Below are 21,283 nucleotides of genomic sequence, written 5' to 3' on the forward strand. Positions count from 1 at the left end.
GACCGTGGATCGTTTCGGCGTGCGGCTTTGGAAAAACCACACATCTGAGAGAGACGACAGCGAACCATGCGCAGATTAGACTGGCAGGCATCCATTACGGAGGTCTCTATGAGCATCCCACTTTCTCCTATCGTTTCGGAGTTTGAAACAGAAGAGCAGGCCGCGAGCTACGAACGTTGGTTTAGGGCCAAGGTGCAGGCTTCAATTGATGATCCTCGTCCGAGTATTCCGCATGATCAGGTTATGGCTGAGATGCGCGCGCTGATCGAGTCCAAGCGTAAAGAGCGTGATGCAAGTGGATTGGCGGCCCGAGGCGCGAGCTGAACTCAGGGAGATTCTTGAATACATCGTCGGTCGCAATCTTGTAGCGGCCAGCGATTTGAATGAAGCAGCTGAGGCCGCAACTACCGCGCTTCCCCAGCACCCTTATCTGTATCGGTTGGGTCGAATTCCGGGTATTCGTGAAATTGTTGTGCGCCGAGTTACCGACCGCATCGAGATACTGACTGTGCTTCATGCTCGCCAAGAATATCCTTCTGGCTCGATCGACTATTTCGCTCGACCTTAAGTCAGTAGGCACATAGCCTCGCACTTTTGCGATACGCCAGAGCCTATTCCATGACCCGCGACACCCTCGAACACCACCAGATCCCCCTCTATTTCCTCACCGTTCTCCTGGCTGCAGTCGTTGGCCTGCTCGCGCCTTTATCGGCTCACACTCTCAGCGTATGGATCACGCCCGTCATCGCGATACTGATGTACGCAATGTTCCTGCAAATCCCCTTTCTGGACCTGCGTACAGGCTTGGGCAACAAGCGCTTCCTATCGGCGTTGTTGCTGGCCAATTTCATTCTGGTGCCGGTGCTGGTGTGGGTATTGACCCGTGGCCTGGTGGAGCGCCCGGCGTTGCTGGTGGGAGCGTTGCTGGTGTTGCTGACACCGTGCATCGATTACGTGGTGGTGTTCACTCACATCGGTAAGGGCGACTCGCGATTAATGCTGGCGGCCACGCCGCTGCTGCTGTTACTGCAGTTGGCGCTGTTGCCGGTGTACCTGGGTTTGATGTTGGGCACGCAGTCGCAGTTAGTGGTGCAGGCGGGGCCGTTTATCGAGGCGTTCGTGTTGCTGATTGTGCTGCCGATGGTGCTTGCGGTGCTGACGACTGCGCTCGCGCGGCGCTCGACGGTTATCAGCGTTTGGAATGACGCATGGGCTTGGTTGCCCGTGCCTGCGATGGCGATGGTGCTGTTTGTGGTGATCGGCTCGCAAATCACCTCGGTGGTGCGTGATATAGGCCTGCTGATGCCGGTGATCCCGATTTATGTGGCCTTTGTGTTGCTGGCGCCGCTGATGGGGATGCTGGCGGCGCGGCTTTTCGCGCTACCTGCGGTCACGGCGCGGGCGGTGACGTTCAGCGCCTCCACGCGCAATTCGTTGGTGGTTTTGCCGCTGGCCCTGGCCCTGCCCGAAGACGTGCGTGGGTTGGCCGCCACGGCGGTGATCCTGCAGACCTTGGTCGAGTTGGTGGCCGAGTTGATCTATGTGCGCCTTATTCCTCGGTTGGTGTGGCCCGCAGGTCGGTAACCGGGTGAATGTTCAGGTCTGTTCAGGCGCTATTCAGGGGTGTGCTCGGCAACATAAGTCGGCGCTCCCCACCTGACAGGTCTACCGATGGATCACCGCAACCGTTTTCGCCTGGAATCCCTGGGCATTTTCCTGTTTGCCCTAGTGCTGTTCACCTTTGGAATCTGGGATCAGCAGCCCCAGGGATTTGACGGGCGCTGGGCGCTATTCCTGCAGGAAATGTTTCGCCATGGCGCGAGCCTTTTCCCTACCACCTACGGCCAGCCCTACGCGGACTACCCTGGCACCGCGACTTTCTTCAGCTTTGTGTTTGCCCGGTTATTCGGTGCGCCCAATCACTTGGCGAATGTACTGCCCACCGCAATGGCGTCCGCCGGGGTGGTTGCGCTGCTGTATCGCTTGCTGGTCCCTGCGAGTCGACAGTGGGCGCTGCTCGCCGTTTTGTTGACCTTGCTCACCACTCAACTGCTGGAGAAGTCCCGTTCAGTGTGCCTGGACCAGATGATCGCGCTGCTCTGCGTGGGCAGCTTCTACCTGCTGCACAGCGGCGAGCGCGTGGGTTCGCGACTGAGGCGGTTGGCGGTGTTTCCGTTGTTCGTCCTCGGCTTTGCCGTGCGTGGGCCATTGGGCTTGATTGAGGTCTGCGGCGTGGTCTGTGTGTATTGGGCGCTTGGCAATCCTGGGGCGCGGGTCAGGCAGGTACTGGTTCACGGCCTGGTTGGTCTGGTGTTGTTGGCGGCCTGTTGGTGGTTGCTGATAAAGCTGGCGCGCATCAGTGGGGGCGATGCATTTGCCGATGCGGTGTTCAAGATGCAAGTGGGCGGGCGCCTGGATGAAAGTGGCGAGCCGTTCTATTTCTATCTTCAATTGAGTTTGTATCGCTACTTCCCTGTGGTGCCGCTGGCGCTGGCCACGTTGGTTGCGTTGCGTCATCGCTGGCACGAACGGTTTGATGGGCACGTGCAATTGGTTGTGCGGCTCGGTGCCTGCGGGTTGATGATTCTGCTCGGGTTGTCGCTGCCGCACTTCAAGCGCGCCTATTACATCTTGCCGATGGTGCCGATGTTTGCCGCTGTCGCTGCCTATGGGCTCCTTCAGGCGCAAGGGTGGCTTGCGGGCGTGCGCCGATGCTACGAAGGGCTTGTCGCAGCGCTACCGGCGTTGTGTGTGGTTGTAGTCTTTGTCTGCCGGCATGGGTGGCAGAAGCACGGTTACTGGCCAGACGTTTCGCTGCCGTTACTGGTCGGCGTGCTGGTGGTGCTGCAAGTCGCTGCGTTGATTGCCTGGCGGCGTTTGGGGCGGCTGGTGTCGCTCAGCTTGATTGCACTGGCGGCGCAGTGGTTACTGCTGGTGGCTGTGGTGGAGCCGGCCAAGGACTTGCAGTTCGATACCCGGCAGTTTGTCAGCCAGGTTGAAGCGCTGCGTGCAACGCAGCCGGGCCCTCTGGTGTTTATCGACCTCGGCCGGGATACCTGGGCGGTGCGCTACATGATGAACCTGGATCACGACGAGCAGCCGGTGTTCATCGGCGGTCATGAGCTTGGGCAACTAGCCGATGTACCTCGGCCAGCCTGGGTGGTCGTGGCGCGCAAGGAAACCGCGTTGCTGGCGGGGACGCCGTTGGAGCACCAGGGCCCGGATTTTGAAGGTCGGTTAAACGACAATCCATTGATGGTGTTTTTGTTGAGGTGAGTCAGCCGGTCAGCAAAAAGCCTGCGTTCAGCAGGCTTTTTGTCGAATACGGTTTATGCGGTTTCCAGCTGAGGGATCTGCATGCCGATCTTGGCCGAGGCAAAGTTCATGTCGCCGCTGGCGATGGACTGAGCCTTGAAGCCTTGGCCGATCAGATCCTTGATGTAGAGCTTGTTGTAGATGAACGCAAAGACGATGTTGCTGACGCCCATGGTGATCATCGCAATGACGAACTGGATCAAGCCATATTTCACGTCGCCGCGAAACAGTGCCGGGAAGCAACCGAAAAAGAAGGTTGTCCACGAAAAGCCGACTGGAGCTTCCTTCATCGCGCCCGTATTCGGGTTTTTGAAAATGATCGATGTGTATGCCATTTATTTCTCCATGTGCCCGTATGAGTAAGCGATACGCCGGGCTGCGCGTCGCCGGATGATGTGTCCTTGTTCCGCTGCTCTTGCGCGCACGCTCTCACCGTTTGGGCATGACCCAAGGTGGTGTTGAAGCGGGGGTGTGGAGTTGCAGCGTTTTGGGCGAGGAGCGCGGGGATACTGGATCCGCCGTCGTTGCCTGTTCCGATGCTACGTGGCAATGGCTGACGGGTTACAGGAGGGATGCATCCGCATACTGTTAATCGCCTACCTTGGCACATTTTGAATCATATCATAGCGCTACTAGTGCGCGGGGTAACGGGACAGGGCATTGGGGGTTAAATCCCAGGCAACAAAAAACCCGCACTTGGCGGGTTTCTTGTGTGTTTCAGATGACGTTTGCACCACCTGAAACTAATTAGTGGTGCCCAGAGACGGAATCGAACCGCCGACACGGGGATTTTCAATCCCCTGCTCTACCGACTGAGCTATCTGGGCAACGGGGCGCATTAAACGGGTTTTTCAGGGGGTCGTCAAGCAAGTTTTCAAAAAATATTTAATTATTACCGTCGCTTACGAGTCGACCCCGGTTTTTGATCAATTATTGAGCAGGTGGAACGTAGCCGTCGGCCTTGGCGTATTCCTCGCCGGAAAAGAACTTGTCCATCTCGCCCGCCAGGTATTTGCGGTCTTCGGCGTTCATCATGTTCAGGCGTTTCTCGTTGATCAGCAGGGTCTGGTGTTTGAGCCAGTCGCCCCAGGCTTTGGCGGAGACGTGGTCGTAGATGTCCTGGCCCTTGACGCCTGGGTACGGAGGGCGTTCCAGGGCTGGCAGTTCTTCTTTGTACTTGCGGCACATTACGGTGCGGGTCATGACGACACTCCTGCGTTCAATACTTCAGCCGCGCGCTTCAGCAGTTTCTTCACCGGGGCGGCAAGGCCCAGGCGCGGCGGGGTGGCGAGGTTATACCAGAGCCAGTCGGCCTCGGCCACGTGATGGGCGGATTCCTCGACCTGGACCAGCCAGGGTTCGATGGCCAGCTGGAAGTGGCTGAAGGTATGGATCAGTCCTGGCAGCTCCTGATGCTTGCCCAGTTCGAGCGCATGCTGGATGGCCAAGTGATCGAGGTCTTCCAGGTTGTCCAGCTCCGGCAGGCTCCACAGGCCGCCCCACAAGCCGGTGGAGGGGCGACGGTAAAGCAGGATCGCGCCCTCGGCGTTGGCCAGCATCGGCATCAGCGTGCGCTTCTGCGGGATGGTCTTGCGCGGCTTGGGGATCGGGTAGCGTGTCTCCAGGCCGAGCATGTGGGCTTCGCAGCCTTTTTCCAGCGGGCACAGCAGGCAGCTGGGTTTACTGCGCGTGCACAGGGTGGCGCCCATGTCCATCATCGCCTGGGTGTAGGCATTGACGCGATCATGGGGCGTGAAGCGTTCTGCGGTGGCCCACAGCTGCTTGGCTACCTTGGGTTCGCCTGGGTAACCCTCTTGTGCGGTAAAGCGCGCCAGTACGCGCTTGACGTTGCCGTCGAGGATCGGCGCGCGCAGGCCCATGCTCAGGCTGGCGATGGCGCCGGCGGTGGACAGGCCGATGCCGGGCAGTTCGGTGAGCTTTTCGACATCCCTGGGAAACTCGCCACCGTATTCGGCCACGACGATCTTCGCGGTCTTTTGCAGGTTGCGCGCCCGGGTGTAGTAGCCAAGGCCGGTCCACAGGTGCAGCACTTCGTCCTCCGGCGCAGCGGCCAGGGCTTCGACCGTTGGCAAAGACGCCATGAACCGGTCGAAGTAATTGAGCACGGTGCTCACCTGAGTCTGTTGCAGCATGATCTCCGAGACCCACACCCGGTAAGGCGTGATGCCCTGCTGCCAGGGCAGGTCATGGCGACCGTGGCGGTCGTACCAGTCGAGCACCGCCTGTGAAAACTGCTCGTTTCTCATCGCTTGAACAGGCCCTTCAATGCATCTTTCAATTGCGGGTTTACCTTGTCGAGCTTCTCTTCCAGCTTCTCGCTGAGCTTGTTACCCGCCGCCTTGATCGCGACCTGGCTCAAGCCGTCCTTGTCCAGGCGGCAGGCCTTGGCGCCCAGTTCCAGCGGGCCACGGCAGCGCAGCGGCACTTCGATGTTGCGGAAGTTGGAGCCCACTTCGCAGGCCGGGTCCGGCACTTCGCGCTGGTCGCCTTCGACGATGATGCCGACGCGGTAGTCCATGCCCAGTACGCGCAGGTCGATATCACCGTTGCCGTTGACCGCCAGGCCGGGGATGCGCACTTTCAGGTCGGGGTTATTGGCCACGCCGTTACGGAAGCTCAGGTTGCCCTTCAACTCCTGGAAAGGCGTGTCTTTGCCGCGCTGTTCGCCGCTCAGGGTTTTGCGATTGAGCATGGCGATACCAGTGCACAGTTGCTGTTCAAGGTTGGCATTGAGCAGCACACCGTTGTTGATCACAAAGCTGGCGGTACCGTTGAGGCTGTCGATCAGCGCCTTTTGGCTATTGCCACGGCCGCTCAGGTTGCTGTCGAGAGTGACCTGGCCTTTCACGGGCGGCGTTTGCCCCTGGGCTTGCAGGATGCGTTCGACCGGGACCTGCTTGATCCGGCTTTGCAGTGCCAGCACTGGAATGTCCTGGCGCACATCGAGCGTGCCGTTGGCCTGGAAGCTGCCGTTGTAGAGGCCACCGCTCAGGGTGTCGAGCTTGAGTTGGCCGTCGATGCCGGACGCTTTGAGCACGGCATCCTGGATCGGCAATTTGCTCAGGATCAGTTGGCCGAACGCAAGGTCGGCATTCACGTCCAGCTTGCGCAGATGGGCCAGGGGCAGCAGTTTGTCAGTGCTCCAGGCGCCTTTTGTCGGTGCATCCGGCAGCGGTGTGGTCCCGCCGGCCGCCATGGCGCCGGCTTCGCTGTTCTGTACTTCAGCCTGGCGGGCGGCGGTCGCGCCCTTGGCGGATTCGGACTTGGCCGGCAGATAGTTGTCGGCGTTGAAGGTATCGCCCTTGAGTTGCACGCGCAGCGACTGCTTGGCGAAATCATCCACGGCGACGCGGCCGGTGAAGGTGCTGCCGTCGAGCTTCAGGTTCAGGTCTTCCAGGGCCAGGCTGGTCGGCGTGCCCTGGAGGCGGCTGACCAGTTCGACCTTGCTCAGGCTGCCTTCGGCCATGGGTGGCAGGGGGTTGCCGACGCTGTCGAGGAACTTGGCCAGGTCGAACTGGGCGATGGACAGGGCGCCACTGAGCTGCGGGGTTTTGTCCAGATCATTGACCTTCAGCTCACCCAGTGCGCGCAATTGGTTGGCCGAGAGTTTCAGGTTGGTCCATTCGGCGATGTTAGCCGCCTGGTCCACCAGCAACTGGCCCTGGGTGGAAAAGGTCACGGTCTTGCCTTGCAGCGGTTCGCCGGTGGCTTCGCCGCTGATGCGCATGTCTTCAAACTGGTAGCGCTTGAGGGCGCGCTGGATGCGCAGATTGCCGTTGAGCTCGGTCTTGACGCGCATCACCGGCTGGTTGCTGCCGAAGAATGCGGTGAGCTTCACCGGAATGCTGGCGCCTTCGTGCACGGCGCCGGCGCTCAACTGGATGCTTTCGGCACTGAATTGCTTGCCGGTCTGCTCATCGTTGTATTCAACGCGGGCGTTGTTGATTGTCAGGCTGTCGATGTCCAGGCGGATCGGCTGTGCAGGCTTCTCCGGCTTGGCTTCGGGTGCCGGCTCTGCTGGAGCTGGCGCAGTGCTGGCGGTGGCATCGGGCACATTCTTGCCGATGTCTTCCCAGTTGCCATGGCCCTGCTTGTCGCGGTTGAGGCGCAGGTTGAGGCCTTCGACACGTACATCGCTCATCTGCACTTCGCGGCGCAGCAGCGGCAGTACGCGCACCGACAGGCCGAGCATCTGCAGGTCGGCGAAGGGCTGGGTTGGCGCGGTCAGGGTCGCCACGCTGGCTTCGTGCAGTTCAAGGCCGAGCCAGGGGAACAGGCTCCAGCCGATATCGCCATTGAGCGTCAGCTCGATGTGGGCCTTGTCGCGGGCAATCTGGCGAATCTCTTCTTTGTAGTCGTTGGGATCGAAAAGATGGGTCAGGGCAAAGCCCAGAGCCACGATGATCAGCAACAGCCCGAGAAGTACCAGACCCAGGATTTTGCCGAACGCTTTCATGGGCGAGTCCTTGTATGTCGATTTCAAAATTTAGCCGAAGAGTATAACGCCCGATGGCCGGCGTCAGGTCACCGATCGTTACATTGTATCTACGGGCGCGGAGGGCGGGATTCTGGCGTCAATAAAAGAGAATTTCCTGAAAAAGTGATATCAGTTTGGTTTTTCTCGCGTCCGCAGGTGCTAATCTCTGCGCGTTCGTCCGCCTTCTGCGACGTATCGTCGCGCCAAAATGGAGCTTCACTCAACAAAAACGGCCACGCTCTGCGTGCTAGGCCGAGGGGGAGAGCGCCTGACGGACGCATACCAATAACTGGGGGAAACACCAATGAGCACTAGCACTGTGGCCGGTTCTGCCGCCGCACAGCCGGCGTTCCTGTCCAAGGAACGCATCATCGCCAAGCCCGGGTTCAACCGCTGGCTGGTTCCACCGGCCGCCCTGGCCATCCACCTCTGCATCGGCATGGCCTACGGTTTTTCGGTGTTCTGGCTGCCGCTGTCCAAGGCGCTGGGTATCACCAAGCCGGTTGCCTGCGCGCCGGACATGAGCTTTATCGCCCAAGTCTTCTCGTCCCAGTGTGACTGGCCTATCTCCATGCTGGGCTGGATCTACACTCTGTTCTTCATCTTCCTGGGCTGCTCGGCAGCGATCTGGGGCGGCTGGCTGGAACATGCCGGGCCACGCAAGGCCGGCGTTGTATCGGCGCTGTGCTGGTGCGGTGGCCTGTTGATCTCGGCGTTGGGCATCTATACCCACCAGATCTGGTTGATGTGGATCGGCTCCGGCGTGATTGGCGGTATCGGCCTGGGCCTGGGCTATATCTCGCCCGTGTCGACCCTGATCAAGTGGTTCCCGGACAAGCGTGGCATGGCCACCGGCATGGCGATCATGGGTTTCGGTGGCGGCGCGATGGTCGGTGCACCGTTGGCCGCAGCGCTGATGGGGCACTTCGCTTCGCCGACCAGCGTGGGCGTATGGCAGAGCTTCCTGGTGATGGCGGCGATCTACTTCGTGTTCATGATCGGCGGCGCACTGTCCTACCGCGTGCCACCAACCGGCTGGAAGCCTGAGGGCTGGACCGCGCCGGCGAAAAAAGCCAGCAATGCGATGATCACCCACCGTCACGTGCACGTGAACGTGGCCTGGAAAACCCCGCAATTCCGCCTGGTATGGCTGGTGTTGTGCCTGAACGTATCGGCCGGTATCGGCATCCTCGGCATGGCTTCGCCGCTGCTGCAGGAAGTGTTTGGCGGCAAGTTGCTGGGTGTGGACGTGCCCTTCGGTCAACTGGACGCCGGGCAGCTGGCGTCGATCGCGGCAATCGCGGCGGGTTTCACCGGTCTGCTGAGCCTGTTCAACATCGGTGGCCGGTTCTTCTGGGCGTCGTTCTCCGACTACCTGGGCCGTAAAAACACCTACTTCGTGTTCTTCGCCCTGGGCTTTGCCCTGTACGCGCTGATCCCGAACCTGGGTCACCTGGGCAACGTGGCGCTGTTCGTAGCGGCGTTCTGCGTCATCCTGTCGATGTACGGCGGCGGTTTTGCGACCGTCCCGGCTTACCTGGCCGATCTGTTCGGCACCCAGATGGTCGGCGCGATCCACGGTCGCCTTTTGACCGCCTGGGCTGCGGCGGGCGTATTGGGCCCGGTGTTGGTGAACTACTTGCGTGAGTATCAACTGAGCATCGGCGTTGAACGTGCTGCGGCCTATGACATCACCTTGTACATCCTCGCCGGCTTGCTGGTGCTGGGCTTTATCTGCAACCTGCTGGTGCGTCCAGTGGCCGACAAGTACTTCATGACCGACGCGGAACTTGCCGCCGAACAGGCGCTGGGCCATGACAAAGGTGCTGATGCCAGCACATCCCTGGAGTGGAAAGCAGCTCCCGGCACGGTGCCAATGGCGATAGCCGCCTGGCTGGTGGTGGGTATTCCGCTGGCGTGGGGTGTGTGGGTGACCCTGCAGAAGACGGCTGTACTGTTCCACTAACACTGCAAAACCCTTGTGGGAGGGGGCTTGCCCCCGATAGCGGTGGATCAGTCACTGCATCACTGACTGAGACTCCGTCATCGGGGGCAAGCCCCCTCCCACATGTATACACATGTCTATCCCCCGACATTCCTCGCTCAACTCGTCAGTCTTATCCCCTCCGATGTTTCTGTTTAGCGCCCGCGCCCCTATAATGGCTGCCTTTTTCGCCCAATGATTTTGCGGAGCTGGTGATGGCCGAACGTAAGGCGTCCGTCGAGCGCGACACTCTGGAAACCCAGATCAAAGCCTCGATCAACCTGGATGGCACCGGAAAGGCCCGATTTGATATCGGTGTACCTTTTCTTGAGCACATGCTGGACCAGATCGCCCGTCACGGGCTGATCGACCTGGATATCGTCAGCAAGGGCGACCTGCATATCGACGACCACCACACGGTGGAAGACGTAGGCATCACCCTCGGCCAGGCCTTTGCCAAGGCCATCGGCGACAAAAAAGGCATCCGTCGCTACGGCCATGCCTATGTCCCGCTGGACGAAGCGCTGTCGCGCGTAGTCATCGACTTCTCTGGCCGCCCAGGCCTGCAGATGCACGTGCCCTACACCCGCGCCACCGTGGGCGGCTTCGACGTCGACCTGTTCCAGGAATTCTTCCAGGGCTTCGTCAACCATGCACTGGTCAGCCTGCACATCGACAACCTGCGCGGCACCAACACCCACCACCAGATCGAAACCGTGTTCAAGGCCTTCGGCCGTGCGCTGCGCATGGCTGTAGAGCTGGACGACCGCATGGCCGGGCAAATGCCCTCGACCAAGGGCGTTCTGTAATGCAGACGGTCGCGGTTATCGATTACGGCATGGGTAACCTGCACTCGGTGGCCAAGGCCCTCGAACACGTGGGCGCCGGCAAGGTGCTGATCACCAGCGACGCCAACGTGATTCGCGAAGCCGACCGCGTGGTGTTCCCCGGCGTTGGTGCGATTCGCGATTGCATGGCCGAGATCCGTCGCCTGGGCTTTGACAGCCTGGTGCGCGAAGTCAGCCAGGATCGTCCGTTTCTCGGGATCTGCGTGGGCATGCAAGCCTTGCTCGACAGCAGTGAAGAGAACGACGGCGTTGACTGCATCGGCCTGTTTCCCGGCCAGGTGAAGTTCTTCGGCAAGGACCTGCATGAAGACGGCGAACACCTGAAAGTCCCGCACATGGGCTGGAACGAAGTCCGCCAGACGGTGGATCACCCGCTGTGGCACGAAGTGCCCGACATGGCGCGTTTCTACTTTGTGCACAGCTACTACATTGCCGCCGGTAAACCGGACCAGGTAGTGGGTGGCGGGCACTACGGCGTGGATTTTGCCGCAGCGCTGGCCGAAGGGTCGCGTTTTGCCGTGCAGTTCCACCCTGAGAAGAGCCATACCCATGGCCTGCAATTGCTGCAGAACTTCGCCGCCTGGGACGGGCGCTGGTAAATGGCCAGGAAGCCGAAGCCGCCGATCTTGAATCTCACGCCCGAGCAGGAGAGTGAGGCTACCCTCAAGATCAAGCGCTTCATGGAAGATCGCTTCGAGCTCAAGCTGGGTTCGTTCGAGGTCGCCGAGATTCTTGAGCTGTTTACCACCGAAGTGGCTCCGCACTATTACAACAGGGCGATTTTCGACACGCAGACGCTCCTTAAAGAAAGGTTCGAAAGCATCGAAAGCGACCTGTGGTCGCTTGAGAAACCCTGATTTCCCAAGCATTGCTGAATATCGAATAAGGTTTGCCAGATGCTGATTATCCCCGCTATCGATCTCAAGGACGGCGCTTGCGTCCGTCTGCGCCAAGGCCGCATGGAAGACTCCACAGTGTTCTCCGATGACCCGGTGAGCATGGCTGCCAAATGGGTGGAAGGGGGCTGCCGTCGTCTGCATCTGGTGGACTTGAACGGCGCCTTCGAAGGCCAGCCGGTCAATGGCGAAGTGGTTACCGCCATCGCCAAGCGCTACCCGAACCTGCCGATCCAGATCGGTGGCGGTATCCGCTCCCTGGAAACCATCGAGCACTACGTCAAGGCAGGCGTGAGCTACGTGATCATCGGCACCAAGGCTGTGAAAGATCCGGCCTTCGTTGCTGAAGCCTGCCGCGCGTTCCCAGGCAAAGTCATCGTGGGCCTGGACGCCAAGGATGGTTTCGTCGCCACCGACGGCTGGGCTGAAATCAGCACCATCCAAGTGATCGACCTGGCCAAGCAGTTCGAAGCCGACGGCGTGTCCGCCATCGTTTATACCGACATCGCCAAAGACGGCATGATGCAGGGCTGCAACGTACCGTTCACCGCCGCGCTGGCTGCGGCCACCAGGATTCCGGTGATCGCTTCCGGCGGTATTCACAACCTGGGCGACATCAAGTCGCTGCTCGACGCGAAGGCGCCGGGAATCATCGGTGCCATCACCGGCCGGGCGATCTACGAAGGTACCCTGGACGTCGCCGAAGCCCAGGCTTACTGCGATGCCTACAACGGCTGAGGACTGACCATGGCGCTGGCCAAACGCATCATCCCTTGCCTGGACGTCGACAATGGTCGCGTGGTCAAGGGCGTCAAGTTCGAGAACATCCGTGACGCCGGCGACCCGGTGGAAATCGCCCGTCGCTACGACGAGCAGGGTGCCGACGAAATTACCTTTCTCGACATCACCGCCAGCGTCGATGGCCGCGACACCACGCTGCATACCGTTGAGCGCATGGCCAGCCAGGTGTTCATCCCGCTGACCGTGGGCGGCGGCGTGCGCACCGTGCAAGACATCCGCAACCTGCTCAACGCCGGTGCGGACAAGGTCTCGATCAACACCGCCGCCGTGTTCAACCCCGAGTTTGTCGGCGAAGCCGCGCAGCACTTTGGCTCGCAGTGCATCGTCGTCGCCATCGACGCCAAGAAAGTTTCCGGGCCGGGCGAAACCCCGCGCTGGGAGATCTTCACCCACGGCGGTCGCAAGCCCACCGGGCTGGACGCGGTGGAGTGGGCGATGAAGATGGAAGGCCTGGGCGCAGGGGAAATCCTGCTGACCAGCATGGACCAGGACGGCATGAAAAACGGCTTCGACCTGGGCGTAACCCGTGCTATCAGCGATGCGCTGGGCATTCCGGTAATCGCTTCCGGCGGCGTCGGCAACCTGCAGCACCTGGCCGACGGCGTGATCGAAGGCCATGCCAGCGCAGTGCTGGCGGCGAGCATTTTTCACTTTGGCGAATACACCGTGCCTGAGGCCAAGGCCTACATGGCGGCGCGCGGTATCGTCGTTCGCTAAACGTTGCTGGACAGCATGGCAGGCGCGCGGCACTCTCTGCGCTTGCCATGGATTCCGGTAACTTTCATGTTCAAACACCTGCTGCTCGCCCTCGCCACTACCTGCGTGTTAATGGTCGGTAACGCCCAAGCCAACGAACCGTCTGACGCCTCCCTGGTGTTGCTGACGGAAAACTTCCCGCCGTACAACATGGCGAAAAATGGCAAGAACTTCGCCAAGGAAGAGAATATCGAAGGCATCGCCGTGGACATCGTGCGCGAAACCTTCAAGCGTGCCGGCATTTCCTACAACCTCACCCTGCGTTTTCCCTGGGAGCGAATCTACAAACTCGCCCTGGAGAAACCCGGCTATGGCGTCTTCGTGATGGCGCGCCTGCCGGATCGTGAGGCGCTGTTCAAGTGGGTCGGCCCCATCGGCCCGGATGATTGGGTGCTGCTGGCCAAGGCCGACAGCAAGATCCAGCTGGATGACCTGGAACACGCGCGCCGCTACAAGATCGGCGCCTACAAGGGCGATGCCATCGCTGAGACTCTGGAGAAACAGGGGCTCAACCCGGTGGTGGTGTTACGCGACCAGGACAACGCGCAAAAGCTGCTGGATGGGCAGATCGACCTGTGGGCCACGGGTGATCCTGCCGGGCGTTACCTGGCGCGTCAGGTCGGCGTGACCGGGCTCAAGACGGTGTTACGGTTCAACAGTGCCCAGCTCTATCTGGCATTGAACAAGGACGTACCGGACGAGCTGGTGACCAAGCTGCAGGCGGCGTTGGATCAGTTGCGTCAGGACGGTGTCGTCGATCAGATCATGGCGCGCTACCTCTAGTGCTTGCTGTTGGCTCAGGCAATGCGGTGCAGGTGACCTGGCATTCTCTGGTGGGCGGGTATTCACTCCAATAGACGCTGTCGCCGTCGGTGTAGCTGACATCGGTTGCTACCTGGGTGCCGTTTTCACGTAGCAGCCGGTAGTCACTCTGGATCAGGTAGACCGCCACTGCCTTGTTGGCCGGCACAGCCGCAGCAATTTCAAACGCAGTCGAGGTGACCCAGCCGCTGGATGAGGTTTCGGTGTGGGTAAGGCCTTTGCTTAACTTGGCTGAAAACTTGATCGACGTGCCCCAAAGATTGAACTGCCACTCACCGCCAACTTCGATGGATGTTGTTTCGGTAAGTGTCTTGGATTTTCCACCATTCTCTCCACGGGTAGCAGTCCATTTGAAGGTCTGGTTGATTGACGTCTTGTTGTGTCCGAAGCCGACCAGCACATAGCGATCCGTTCGTTCCAGGCGATAGGTGGGTGACGTGAACAACTGTTCGGCCGGGCGCAGGTTGGGGTCCTTCACCGTAAACCACGGGATCTCACAGGTATGGGTGATGTGCGCCGCTTCGAACGGCGAGGGCTGCCGGTAATCGGGTAGCGCCGGCGCTGGTGGAGCGGAGCTGACGGTCTGCCGGATTTGCATGCGCAGAGAGTAGGCGGCGACATGGGTTGACGGTTTGGTGTAGCTGTCGGCGCCGACAAAGGTACCTGCCGAAAAGTACGCCTCCCCGGAGGCGGCGCCAGGCGGTGAAATGCTCCAGGCGCTGAAATCCTTCTGGGCTCCGCTGCCCCTATCGTTCCAGATCAGGTCGCTGATGTAGGAGGCGATGACCAAGTCTGCTCGTACGCAACGAATGGCGTTGCGCGATGGTTTGTCGTGGCCGGTGCCGCACACCAGCCCCAGCGCCACATAGCCCTCGGGTGGAATCGGTCGCCAGATGGCACCATCGGTATGAGCGCGGGAGCCGGAATCATTCCAGACCAATTCATACTCCACGGGCGCGCTCAGAGCCTTTTCCAGGCGAGGCGCCCCGGGGATTAGCGGCGCTTCACTGGCCACTGCGACGATGCGTTTTCGGTTGATGTTGTCGTAGTTGCCAACCGCCAAGTCCCCGAGGGGGTAGAAACCATTCAAAAAGTCCGACGACGCTACGGGTCGCCAGAAGCTGACAGGCTTTGTGCTGCCGGCGCCTTTATCGTTCCAGAGTGGCGTGAATTCGCTGGTGAAGTTGATCAGCAGGTTTGAGTAGCAGATAGAGTCCATGGCGTGTCGCGTCCTGAAAGTGTAGGCCGTAAAGGTCTACTATTCAGGAGCGACTACGTCCTATGTGGTACTTACTTGCGCACCGGTTGGTAGGTACCGTTTTTTCCGTGTCCGCTCATGGCCTGATTACTGCGCACACTGATCATCAACTTGATATCAATCCACTCCACGCCTTGGGCCTTGAGCTTGGGCAATTCGCGCTCCAGCACCGCCAGGGTCTGTGGGTAAGGGTGCCCGATCATCACCGCCGAACCCTGCTTGTGCGCCAGCTTGATTGCGGTTTGCAGTTGCGCGGTGATCGCTGCCTCGGTGCGTTCGTCATCAAGGAACACATCCCGCGAAACATGCGCCAGCCCGATCTTCTGCGCCTCGGCGGCGGCCACGGTCTGCGCGCTGGTGCGGCTGTCGACGAAGAACTTGTTGCGCCGTTGCAGCTCCGCCATCAGCCAGGTCATGGCGGCCGGTTGCGCGGTCATGCGGCTGCCCATGTGGTTGTTGATGCCGGCGGTGTAGGGCACGGCGTTGAATGCGGCGTCCAGACGCTTGCCGAGTTCTTCGATGGGCAGCTCAGGGTGCCAGGCGAACGGGCCGGTGGCTGGGTCCATGGGCATGTGCAGGATTACGATTTTGCCGGCCTTGTGCGCTTCGCGGGCGAATTCGGCGGCGTGGGGTGTGTCGGGCATGATCGCCGTGGTGACCGGGCCCGGCAGGGCCAGCACGCGCCGATCCCGGGGCAGGTTTTGCCCGAGGTCGTCGATGATGAGGGTCAGGTAGGCTTTGTGGGATTCGCTGGCAGGGGCCGCTTGGGCGACCCCTGCCAGGCTGCACAGCACAGCGATGATCAGGGCAAAACGCATATCAACGGCTGCGCGTAATGCTCAGGCCTTTGAGCAGGCTCAGCGCCTGGGCCAGCTGGTAATCGTCGTCCTGCGGCATCGGCTTGGCTTTCTTGCTGCTGCCGGTCGGCTGGTCGGCGCCGCCGTTGCCATTGCCCAGGTGACCTTGCAGGTCGGCTTCCTTGTAGTACTCGCTGTCGATCTCGTTAGTGATCTTGGCCTTGCGCACTTCGATGTCCGGCACGATGCCCTGGGCCTGGATCGAACGGCCATTCGGCGTGTAGTACAGCGCGGTGGTGATCTTCAGTGCGCGGTCATTGTTCAACGGAAGCACAGTCTGCACCGAGCCTTTGCCGAAGCTGGTAGTGCCCATCAGCACGCCGCGTTTCTGGTCTTGCAGGGCGCCGGCGACGATTTCCGAAGCCGAGGCGCTGCCGCCGTTGATCAGGACGGCCAATGGCACGTTCTCGCTGAGGTCGTTGCCGGTGGCCGAGAAACGCAGCTCGGAATTGGCGATACGGCCCTTGGTGTAGACGATCAGGCCTTTGGTGATGAAGTGGTCGACCACTTCCACCGCCGACTGCAGCACGCCGCCTGGGTTGTTGCGCAGGTCGAGGACGATGCCGTTGAGTTTTTTGCCATTGTCCTTGCGCAGCTTGGCCAGGGCCTTGGCTACTTCGTCGCCGGTCTTGACCTGGAATTGGGTGATGCGGATGTAACCGTAGCCCGACTCCAGCAGCTGGCTCTTCACGCTCTTGACCACGATGGTCGCGCGGGTGAGTGTCACGTCGAACGGGTTGCCGCCATCGCGTACCAGGGTCAGGGTGATTTTCTGGCCGATCTTGCCGCGCATCTTGTCGACGGCTTCGGTCATGGTCTGGCCACGTGTCGGCTGGCCGTTGATCTTGACGATAAAGTCGCCAGCCTGGATGCCGGCCTTGGACGCCGGGGTGTCGTCGATGGGGGATACCACTTTGACGTTGCCGTCCTCGGCGCCGACTTCAATGCCCAGGCCGCCGAATTCACCGCTGGTGCTTTCCTGCAGCTCGGCGAAATCTTCAGGGCCCAGGTAGGCGGAGTGCGGGTCGAGGTTGCTGAGCATGCCCTTGATGGCATTCTCCAGCAGGGTCTTGTCGTCTACGGGTTCGACATAGGCTGCCTTGATCCGGTCCATGACCTCCGCGAAGGTACGCAGCTCGTCCAGCGGCAACGGTGCCTTGGTGGTCGCGGCAGAGCTGGCGGCCGTGGCGGCAGGTGCAGCCGGAGCGGCCTGGTCGGCGAAAGCCAGAGGCGCGCCGATCACCAGGGCGATCGTCAGGGCCAGCGAAGTGAGGCGGGACAAATGCAGCATGTCGAACGAACTCCTAATGTAGATGCGGCCCTATCCTTGGGAACGGCACCATTGTGCGGGATCGCTCGGGCGACCCTGCTGACGAATAGCGAAGTACAGCGCCGGGGTGTCCTGGCCACCACTGTTACCGACAGTGGAGATGGATTCACCGGCTTTTACAACATCACCTGCCGACTTGAGTAAAGTCTGATTGTGGCCGTAAAGGCTCAAATAGCCATTACCGTGGTCGAGAATCACCAACAAACCGGCGCCCCGCAGCCAATCGGCAAACACCACGCGCCCACCGTGGACAGCGTGGACCTGGCTGCCGGCGGAGGCGCTGATCATCACGCCATCCCACTTGGCGCGGGTGTCATCACCACGGGTTTCACCGAAGCGTGCCAGTAATCGACCATCAACTGGCCATGGAAGTTTGCCCCGCGCTGAAGCAAAAGGGCCGCCGAAGGATTCGCCGGCGCTGGAAACCAGCGGGCCAGGCGCTGCATGCGCCGGTTTACGGGGTGCCGGAGCGTCTGTGGTGGCTGCCAGTTCGGCCTCACGCTGGCGCTTTTTTTCGGCTTCCTGCTGGGCGATCAGCGCTTTTTGCCGCGCCTCTTCAGCCTCGCGTGCCTGGCGTGCCAGGGTTTCCTCGATGGTCTTGAGGACTTTGCCCAGGTCGGCCTGGTCCTGCTCGCGGGCCTGTAGCTTGGCGTCACGGGCTTTCACGTCGTCGTTGAGCTTGGCCAGTGCCAGCTGACGCTCCTTGCGGACCTTGTCGAGTTCGTCGCGCTGAGTGTCCAGGGCGAGTTTCTGATCTTGCAACTGCGACTGCTGGTTGGCAATTTCCTGTTCCACGTTGACCAACTGGCGCAGCGTCTCGTTGAAGCTTTTAAGTTGCTCCAGGCGGGCCTTGCTCAAGTAGTCGTAGTAGGTCAGGGTGCGCGCGAATTTCTCGGGGTTCTGCTGGTTGAGCAGCAGCTTGAGGTATTCCTGGCGGCCGCTCTGGTAGGCGGCGCGGGCCTGGATCGCGATCAGGCGTTGCTGTTCAACGCGTGCGCTCTGGAGTTTTTTTTTCTCAGCGTCGAGTCGCTCCAGTTCCGACTCGCTCTTCTTTAGTTCCTTTTGCAGCTCCTGGACCTGCTTCTCCAGCTTGCCCATTTCGGTTTCAGTACCGCGCAGGTCTTTCTGCACCCCGGATTTTTCTTCCTGGAGCTTGCCGAGCAGTTTTTTCAGCTCGGTAATGTCCTGACGCGTAGCGTCCAACTGTTGTTGGGTTTGTGCGCGCTCGTCGGCAAACGCCGGTTGGAGCAGGCAGACAAGAGCAAGGGTAATCAAGGCGCGAAGCATAGAGGCGGGCGACACCAGGGAAAGGGACGGCCTAGTATGCCCGCCAAGCGCGGCAAAAAAAACGCCCAATTCGGGCTGGCGGGCAAGATAGGTGCCGAGTGGCGGTGGTATGGCAAAAAGACATCTACCAAACCCACAGGATCAAAATGTGGGAGGGGGCTTGCCCCCGATGGCGGTGTACCAGTCGACATAGCTGCAAACTGATACTCCGCTCTCGGGGGCAAGCCCCCTCCCACACTGATTTTCAGTGAGGCTGACGTCAGACCAGGATCGAAGTGCCCGTCATCTCAACCGGCTTATCGAGCCCCATCAGCATCAACATGGTCGGCGCCACATCCGCCAGCACGCCGCCGTCACGCACTTTGAAATCGCGCTTGCCGACATAGATGAACGGCACCGGCTCGGTGGTGTGGGCCGTGTGTGCCTGGCCGGTGGATTCGTCGGACATCTGTTCACAGTTGCCGTGGTCGGCGGTGATCAGCGCTTCGCCGCCGACCTTGTCCAGCGCGTCGACGATGCGACCGACGCACAGGTCCAGGCATTCCACGGCCTTGGTGGCGGCTTCCAGGTTACCGCTGTGGCCGACCATGTCGCCGTTGGCGTAGTTGACCACTATTACGTCGTAGCGCTGGTGCTCAATGGCGTCGACGATCTTGTCGGTGACTTCCGGCGCGCTCATTTCCGGTTGCAGGTCGTAGGTGGCGACTTTTGGCGACGGGATCAGGATGCGCTCTTCGCCGGGGAACGGTTCTTCACGCCCGCCCGAGAAGAAGAAGGTCACGTGGGCGTATTTTTCGGTTTCGGCGATGCGCAGTTGGGTCTTGCCGTTTTTCGCCAGGTAATCACCCAGTACGTTGTCCAGGCTGCCCGGAGCAAACGCGGCGGGGGCCGGGATGCTGGCCGCGTATTGGGTCAGGCCGACGTAGTGCACTTTTGGCTGGCGGGCGCGTTCGAACTCGCTGAAGCCGTCTTCGACAAACACGCGGCTCAGCTCGCGGGCGCGGTCGGCGCGGAAGTTCATGAACACTACGGCGTCGCCGTCTTCAACTTTCACCGGCTCGCCGATGGTGGTGGCTTTGACGAATTCATCGCTCTCACCACGGGCGTAGGCGGCTTCCAGGCCTTCCTGGGCGGTGGCGGCGTTGAATTCGGCCTGGCCGTCGACGATCAGGTTGTACGCCTGGGACACGCGGTCCCAGCGGTTGTCGCGGTCCATGGCGAAGTAACGGCCGACGATGCTCGCGATACGGCCCTTGCCCAGGGCGGCGAAGGTGGTGTCCAGCAGTTCGATGGAGGATTGCGCGCTTTTTGGCGGCGTGTCGCGACCGTCTAGGAAGGCGTGCAGATAGATCTTGTCGGCGCCGCGCTTGAAGGCCAGCTCGGCCATGGCCACCAGGTGGTCCTGATGGCTGTGTACGCCGCCGTCCGACAGCAGGCCCATGAAATGCACGGCCTTGCCGGCGGCCACTGCTTTATCTACCGCGGCGCAGATGGTCGGGTTCTCGAAGAACTCGCCGTCGCGGATCGCTTTGGTCACACGGGTGAAGTCCTGATATACCACTCGTCCGGCGCCGAGGTTCATGTGGCCGACTTCCGAGTTGCCCATCTGGCCGTCCGGCAGGCCAACGTCCATGCCCGAGCCGGAGATCAGGCCGTTGGGGACGTTCGCGGTCAGGCGGTCCAGTACAGGCTTCTCGGCCGCGTACACCGCGTTGTCGTGGTGGCTTTCACTGTGTCCAAAGCCATCGAGAATTATCAGGACCAAAGGTTTAGGCGTGGTAGTCATAGATCCTCTCGCGGCGGTAATAAAGGAAGGCAATTGAAAAGTGAGTGGCAGTTTAAAGCGAAGTTCCGACCACGTCACCGCTTTACGGGGGTTGGCCCCCCCTGACGGCTGTGTATACTTACCGCCATTTTAACGCCCTGGAACCTCCTTGATGGTTGATCACCTGATTGCATTTGCCACTGCCCACTATCTGCTCGTGGGTGCCTTCGTCATCCTGCTGGCGCTGCTGATCGCTCACGAATTGAGCCGTGGTGGCCGCAGCCTGAGCACATCGGAGCTGACCGCACTGGTCAACAAGGATGAGGCCATCGTGGTGGATATCCGCCCCGCCAAGGAATTCGCTGCCGGCCATATCGTCGGTGCCCTGAACATTCCACAGGACAAGCTGATTGCGCGCCTGGCCGAGCTGGAAAAGCACAAGGCCAAGACCATCATCCTGGTCGACGCCCAGGGCCAGCACGCCGGCACCCACGCCCGCGAAATGCTCAAGACCGGTTTCACCGCCGCCAAGCTGTCCGGTGGCATCAGCAGCTGGCGCGCCGATAACCTGCCGCTGGTGAAGTGATATGAGCCAGGTTGTCGTGTATTCCAGCGATTGGTGCCCTTACTGCATGCGGGCCAAGGCCTTGCTGGAGAAGAAGGGCGTTGCCTTCGAAGAGATCAAGGTCGACGGCAAGCCCCAGGTGCGCGCCGAAATGGCCCAGAAGGCGGGGCGCACGTCCGTGCCGCAGATCTGGATCGGCGCCAGGCACATCGGTGGTTGCGACGACCTGTTTGCCCTGGAGCGCGCCGGTAAACTCGATGCGCTGCTGCTCGTCTGACTCCTAAACCCTAAAAGACCCCAA

22 protein-coding genes and 1 tRNA gene are annotated in these 21,283 nt (G+C 60.7%); 13 read left to right on the plus strand and 10 right to left on the minus strand.

Annotation, left to right across the window (positions count from 1 at the left end; genetic code table 11):
* The first annotated feature begins 108 nt into the window (after positions 1–108).
* The 4 genes from EJD88_RS21870 (at position 109) to EJD88_RS21885 (ending at position 3,276) form a co-directional block, all read left to right on the plus strand.
* Positions 109–324, plus strand: a complete 216-nt coding sequence (locus EJD88_RS21870) for an antitoxin (protein ID WP_099583878.1) — start codon at positions 109–111, stop codon at positions 322–324.
* Positions 290–568 carry a type II toxin-antitoxin system RelE/ParE family toxin gene (locus EJD88_RS21875; RefSeq protein ID WP_158879022.1) on the plus strand — a complete coding sequence of 93 codons (279 nt, stop codon included), beginning with the start codon at positions 290–292 and terminating at the stop codon, positions 566–568. The genes EJD88_RS21870 and EJD88_RS21875 overlap by 35 nt, the downstream gene beginning before the upstream one ends.
* Positions 569–618: 50 nt before the next feature.
* Positions 619–1,584, plus strand: a complete 966-nt coding sequence (locus tag EJD88_RS21880) for an arsenic resistance protein (protein ID WP_158879023.1) — start codon at positions 619–621, stop codon at positions 1,582–1,584.
* Positions 1,585–1,671: 87 nt separating this feature from the next.
* Positions 1,672–3,276: a glycosyltransferase family 39 protein gene (locus tag EJD88_RS21885; protein ID WP_158879024.1), complete on the plus strand. Its 1,605-nt coding sequence runs from the start codon at positions 1,672–1,674 to the stop codon at positions 3,274–3,276.
* 53 nt (positions 3,277–3,329) lie between these two features.
* Here the strand turns inward: EJD88_RS21885 and EJD88_RS21890 are convergent, their stop codons facing one another.
* From EJD88_RS21890 to EJD88_RS21910, 5 genes are all read right to left on the minus strand, one after another.
* Positions 3,330–3,650, minus strand: coding sequence for a hypothetical protein (locus EJD88_RS21890; RefSeq protein ID WP_099583874.1), 321 nt, complete (start codon positions 3,648–3,650; stop codon positions 3,330–3,332).
* A 416-nt stretch (positions 3,651–4,066) separates the two neighbouring features.
* Positions 4,067–4,142, minus strand: a tRNA-Phe gene (locus EJD88_RS21895).
* Positions 4,143–4,245: 103 nt separating this feature from the next.
* On the minus strand, positions 4,246–4,518 hold the full coding sequence (locus EJD88_RS21900) for an oxidative damage protection protein (protein ID WP_099583873.1): 273 nt from the start codon (positions 4,516–4,518) through the stop codon (positions 4,246–4,248).
* The gene (mutY, locus tag EJD88_RS21905; protein WP_099583872.1) at positions 4,515–5,582 is read right to left on the minus strand and encodes an A/G-specific adenine glycosylase; all 1,068 of its coding nucleotides are present in this window, start codon (positions 5,580–5,582) and stop codon (positions 4,515–4,517) included. The genes EJD88_RS21900 and mutY overlap by 4 nt, the downstream gene beginning before the upstream one ends.
* Positions 5,579–7,792, minus strand: a complete 2,214-nt coding sequence (locus EJD88_RS21910; RefSeq protein WP_099583871.1) for an AsmA family protein — start codon at positions 7,790–7,792, stop codon at positions 5,579–5,581. The genes mutY and EJD88_RS21910 overlap by 4 nt, the downstream gene beginning before the upstream one ends.
* 325 nt (positions 7,793–8,117) lie before the next feature.
* Here EJD88_RS21910 and EJD88_RS21915 point away from each other — a divergent pair, with 325 nt between their 5' ends.
* The 7 genes from EJD88_RS21915 (at position 8,118) to EJD88_RS21945 (ending at position 13,881) form a co-directional block, all read left to right on the plus strand.
* Entirely contained in the window at positions 8,118–9,779 is a 1,662-nt protein-coding gene (locus tag EJD88_RS21915) for an OFA family MFS transporter (RefSeq protein ID WP_158879025.1), read from the plus strand.
* A gap of 233 nt (positions 9,780–10,012) precedes the next feature.
* The gene (gene hisB, locus EJD88_RS21920; RefSeq protein ID WP_003218037.1) at positions 10,013–10,606 is read left to right on the plus strand and encodes an imidazoleglycerol-phosphate dehydratase HisB; all 594 of its coding nucleotides are present in this window, start codon (positions 10,013–10,015) and stop codon (positions 10,604–10,606) included.
* The gene (hisH, locus tag EJD88_RS21925; protein WP_112193017.1) at positions 10,606–11,244 is read left to right on the plus strand and encodes an imidazole glycerol phosphate synthase subunit HisH; all 639 of its coding nucleotides are present in this window, start codon (positions 10,606–10,608) and stop codon (positions 11,242–11,244) included. Before hisB ends, hisH begins: the two co-directional genes overlap by 1 nt.
* Complete coding sequence (locus tag EJD88_RS21930; protein WP_028615366.1) at positions 11,245–11,502, plus strand: DUF2164 domain-containing protein; 258 nt, start codon at positions 11,245–11,247, stop codon at positions 11,500–11,502. It begins immediately after the preceding gene.
* Positions 11,503–11,541: 39 nt separating this feature from the next.
* Positions 11,542–12,279: a 1-(5-phosphoribosyl)-5-[(5-phosphoribosylamino)methylideneamino]imidazole-4-carboxamide isomerase gene (gene hisA, locus EJD88_RS21935; RefSeq protein WP_048723388.1), complete on the plus strand. Its 738-nt coding sequence runs from the start codon at positions 11,542–11,544 to the stop codon at positions 12,277–12,279.
* 9 nt (positions 12,280–12,288) lie between these two features.
* Entirely contained in the window at positions 12,289–13,059 is a 771-nt protein-coding gene (hisF, locus tag EJD88_RS21940; protein ID WP_003171107.1) for an imidazole glycerol phosphate synthase subunit HisF, read from the plus strand.
* A 66-nt stretch (positions 13,060–13,125) separates the two neighbouring features.
* Positions 13,126–13,881, plus strand: coding sequence for an ABC transporter substrate-binding protein (locus tag EJD88_RS21945; RefSeq protein ID WP_099583868.1), 756 nt, complete (start codon positions 13,126–13,128; stop codon positions 13,879–13,881).
* On the opposite strand, the gene EJD88_RS21950 is transcribed toward EJD88_RS21945, so the two are convergent.
* From EJD88_RS21950 to gpmI, 5 genes are all read right to left on the minus strand, one after another.
* Positions 13,862–15,139: a Vps62-related protein gene (locus EJD88_RS21950; protein ID WP_244643602.1), complete on the minus strand. Its 1,278-nt coding sequence runs from the start codon at positions 15,137–15,139 to the stop codon at positions 13,862–13,864. The two genes, EJD88_RS21945 and EJD88_RS21950, sit on opposite strands and share 20 nt — an antisense overlap.
* Before the next feature lie 71 nt (positions 15,140–15,210).
* Entirely contained in the window at positions 15,211–15,996 is a 786-nt protein-coding gene (locus tag EJD88_RS21955) for a divergent polysaccharide deacetylase family protein (RefSeq protein ID WP_158879026.1), read from the minus strand.
* 1 nt (position 15,997) lies between these two features.
* Complete coding sequence (locus EJD88_RS21960; protein ID WP_099583866.1) at positions 15,998–17,326, minus strand: S41 family peptidase; 1,329 nt, start codon at positions 17,324–17,326, stop codon at positions 15,998–16,000.
* Positions 17,327–17,356: 30 nt separating this feature from the next.
* Positions 17,357–18,652, minus strand: a complete 1,296-nt coding sequence (locus tag EJD88_RS21965; protein WP_099583865.1) for a murein hydrolase activator EnvC — start codon at positions 18,650–18,652, stop codon at positions 17,357–17,359.
* Between the two features lie 259 nt (positions 18,653–18,911).
* Positions 18,912–20,438 carry a 2,3-bisphosphoglycerate-independent phosphoglycerate mutase gene (gene gpmI / locus EJD88_RS21970; RefSeq protein ID WP_158879027.1) on the minus strand — a complete coding sequence of 509 codons (1,527 nt, stop codon included), beginning with the start codon at positions 20,436–20,438 and terminating at the stop codon, positions 18,912–18,914.
* 151 nt (positions 20,439–20,589) lie between these two features.
* Between gpmI and EJD88_RS21975 the strand changes: the two genes are divergently transcribed.
* Positions 20,590–21,003: a rhodanese-like domain-containing protein gene (locus tag EJD88_RS21975; protein ID WP_032890134.1), complete on the plus strand. Its 414-nt coding sequence runs from the start codon at positions 20,590–20,592 to the stop codon at positions 21,001–21,003.
* A gap of 1 nt (position 21,004) precedes the next feature.
* Positions 21,005–21,259: a glutaredoxin 3 gene (gene grxC, locus EJD88_RS21980; RefSeq protein ID WP_033896917.1), complete on the plus strand. Its 255-nt coding sequence runs from the start codon at positions 21,005–21,007 to the stop codon at positions 21,257–21,259.
* Positions 21,260–21,283: the final 24 nt, after the last annotated feature.

It is taken from the genome of Pseudomonas sp. PB105 (assembly GCF_009764655.1).
Classification (GTDB): Bacteria; Pseudomonadota; Gammaproteobacteria; order Pseudomonadales; family Pseudomonadaceae; genus Aquipseudomonas; species Aquipseudomonas cyclaminis.

Coding starts and splice junctions, on each gene's coding strand:
- EJD88_RS21870 (WP_099583878.1), top strand. CDS start 109: ATGAGCATCCCACTTTCTCCTATCGTTTCGGAGTTTGAAACAGAAGAG.
- EJD88_RS21875 (WP_158879022.1), top strand. CDS start 290: ATGCAAGTGGATTGGCGGCCCGAGGCGCGAGCTGAACTCAGGGAGATT.
- EJD88_RS21880 (WP_158879023.1), top strand. CDS start 619: ATGACCCGCGACACCCTCGAACACCACCAGATCCCCCTCTATTTCCTC.
- EJD88_RS21885 (WP_158879024.1), top strand. CDS start 1,672: ATGGATCACCGCAACCGTTTTCGCCTGGAATCCCTGGGCATTTTCCTG.
- EJD88_RS21890 (WP_099583874.1), bottom strand. CDS start 3,650: ATGGCATACACATCGATCATTTTCAAAAACCCGAATACGGGCGCGATG.
- EJD88_RS21900 (WP_099583873.1), bottom strand. CDS start 4,518: ATGACCCGCACCGTAATGTGCCGCAAGTACAAAGAAGAACTGCCAGCC.
- mutY (WP_099583872.1), bottom strand. CDS start 5,582: ATGAGAAACGAGCAGTTTTCACAGGCGGTGCTCGACTGGTACGACCGC.
- EJD88_RS21910 (WP_099583871.1), bottom strand. CDS start 7,792: ATGAAAGCGTTCGGCAAAATCCTGGGTCTGGTACTTCTCGGGCTGTTG.
- EJD88_RS21915 (WP_158879025.1), top strand. CDS start 8,118: ATGAGCACTAGCACTGTGGCCGGTTCTGCCGCCGCACAGCCGGCGTTC.
- hisB (WP_003218037.1), top strand. CDS start 10,013: ATGGCCGAACGTAAGGCGTCCGTCGAGCGCGACACTCTGGAAACCCAG.
- hisH (WP_112193017.1), top strand. CDS start 10,606: ATGCAGACGGTCGCGGTTATCGATTACGGCATGGGTAACCTGCACTCG.
- EJD88_RS21930 (WP_028615366.1), top strand. CDS start 11,245: ATGGCCAGGAAGCCGAAGCCGCCGATCTTGAATCTCACGCCCGAGCAG.
- hisA (WP_048723388.1), top strand. CDS start 11,542: ATGCTGATTATCCCCGCTATCGATCTCAAGGACGGCGCTTGCGTCCGT.
- hisF (WP_003171107.1), top strand. CDS start 12,289: ATGGCGCTGGCCAAACGCATCATCCCTTGCCTGGACGTCGACAATGGT.
- EJD88_RS21945 (WP_099583868.1), top strand. CDS start 13,126: ATGTTCAAACACCTGCTGCTCGCCCTCGCCACTACCTGCGTGTTAATG.
- EJD88_RS21950 (WP_244643602.1), bottom strand. CDS start 15,139: ATGGACTCTATCTGCTACTCAAACCTGCTGATCAACTTCACCAGCGAA.
- EJD88_RS21955 (WP_158879026.1), bottom strand. CDS start 15,996: ATGCGTTTTGCCCTGATCATCGCTGTGCTGTGCAGCCTGGCAGGGGTC.
- EJD88_RS21960 (WP_099583866.1), bottom strand. CDS start 17,326: ATGCTGCATTTGTCCCGCCTCACTTCGCTGGCCCTGACGATCGCCCTG.
- EJD88_RS21965 (WP_099583865.1), bottom strand. CDS start 18,652: ATGCTTCGCGCCTTGATTACCCTTGCTCTTGTCTGCCTGCTCCAACCG.
- gpmI (WP_158879027.1), bottom strand. CDS start 20,438: ATGACTACCACGCCTAAACCTTTGGTCCTGATAATTCTCGATGGCTTT.
- EJD88_RS21975 (WP_032890134.1), top strand. CDS start 20,590: ATGGTTGATCACCTGATTGCATTTGCCACTGCCCACTATCTGCTCGTG.
- grxC (WP_033896917.1), top strand. CDS start 21,005: ATGAGCCAGGTTGTCGTGTATTCCAGCGATTGGTGCCCTTACTGCATG.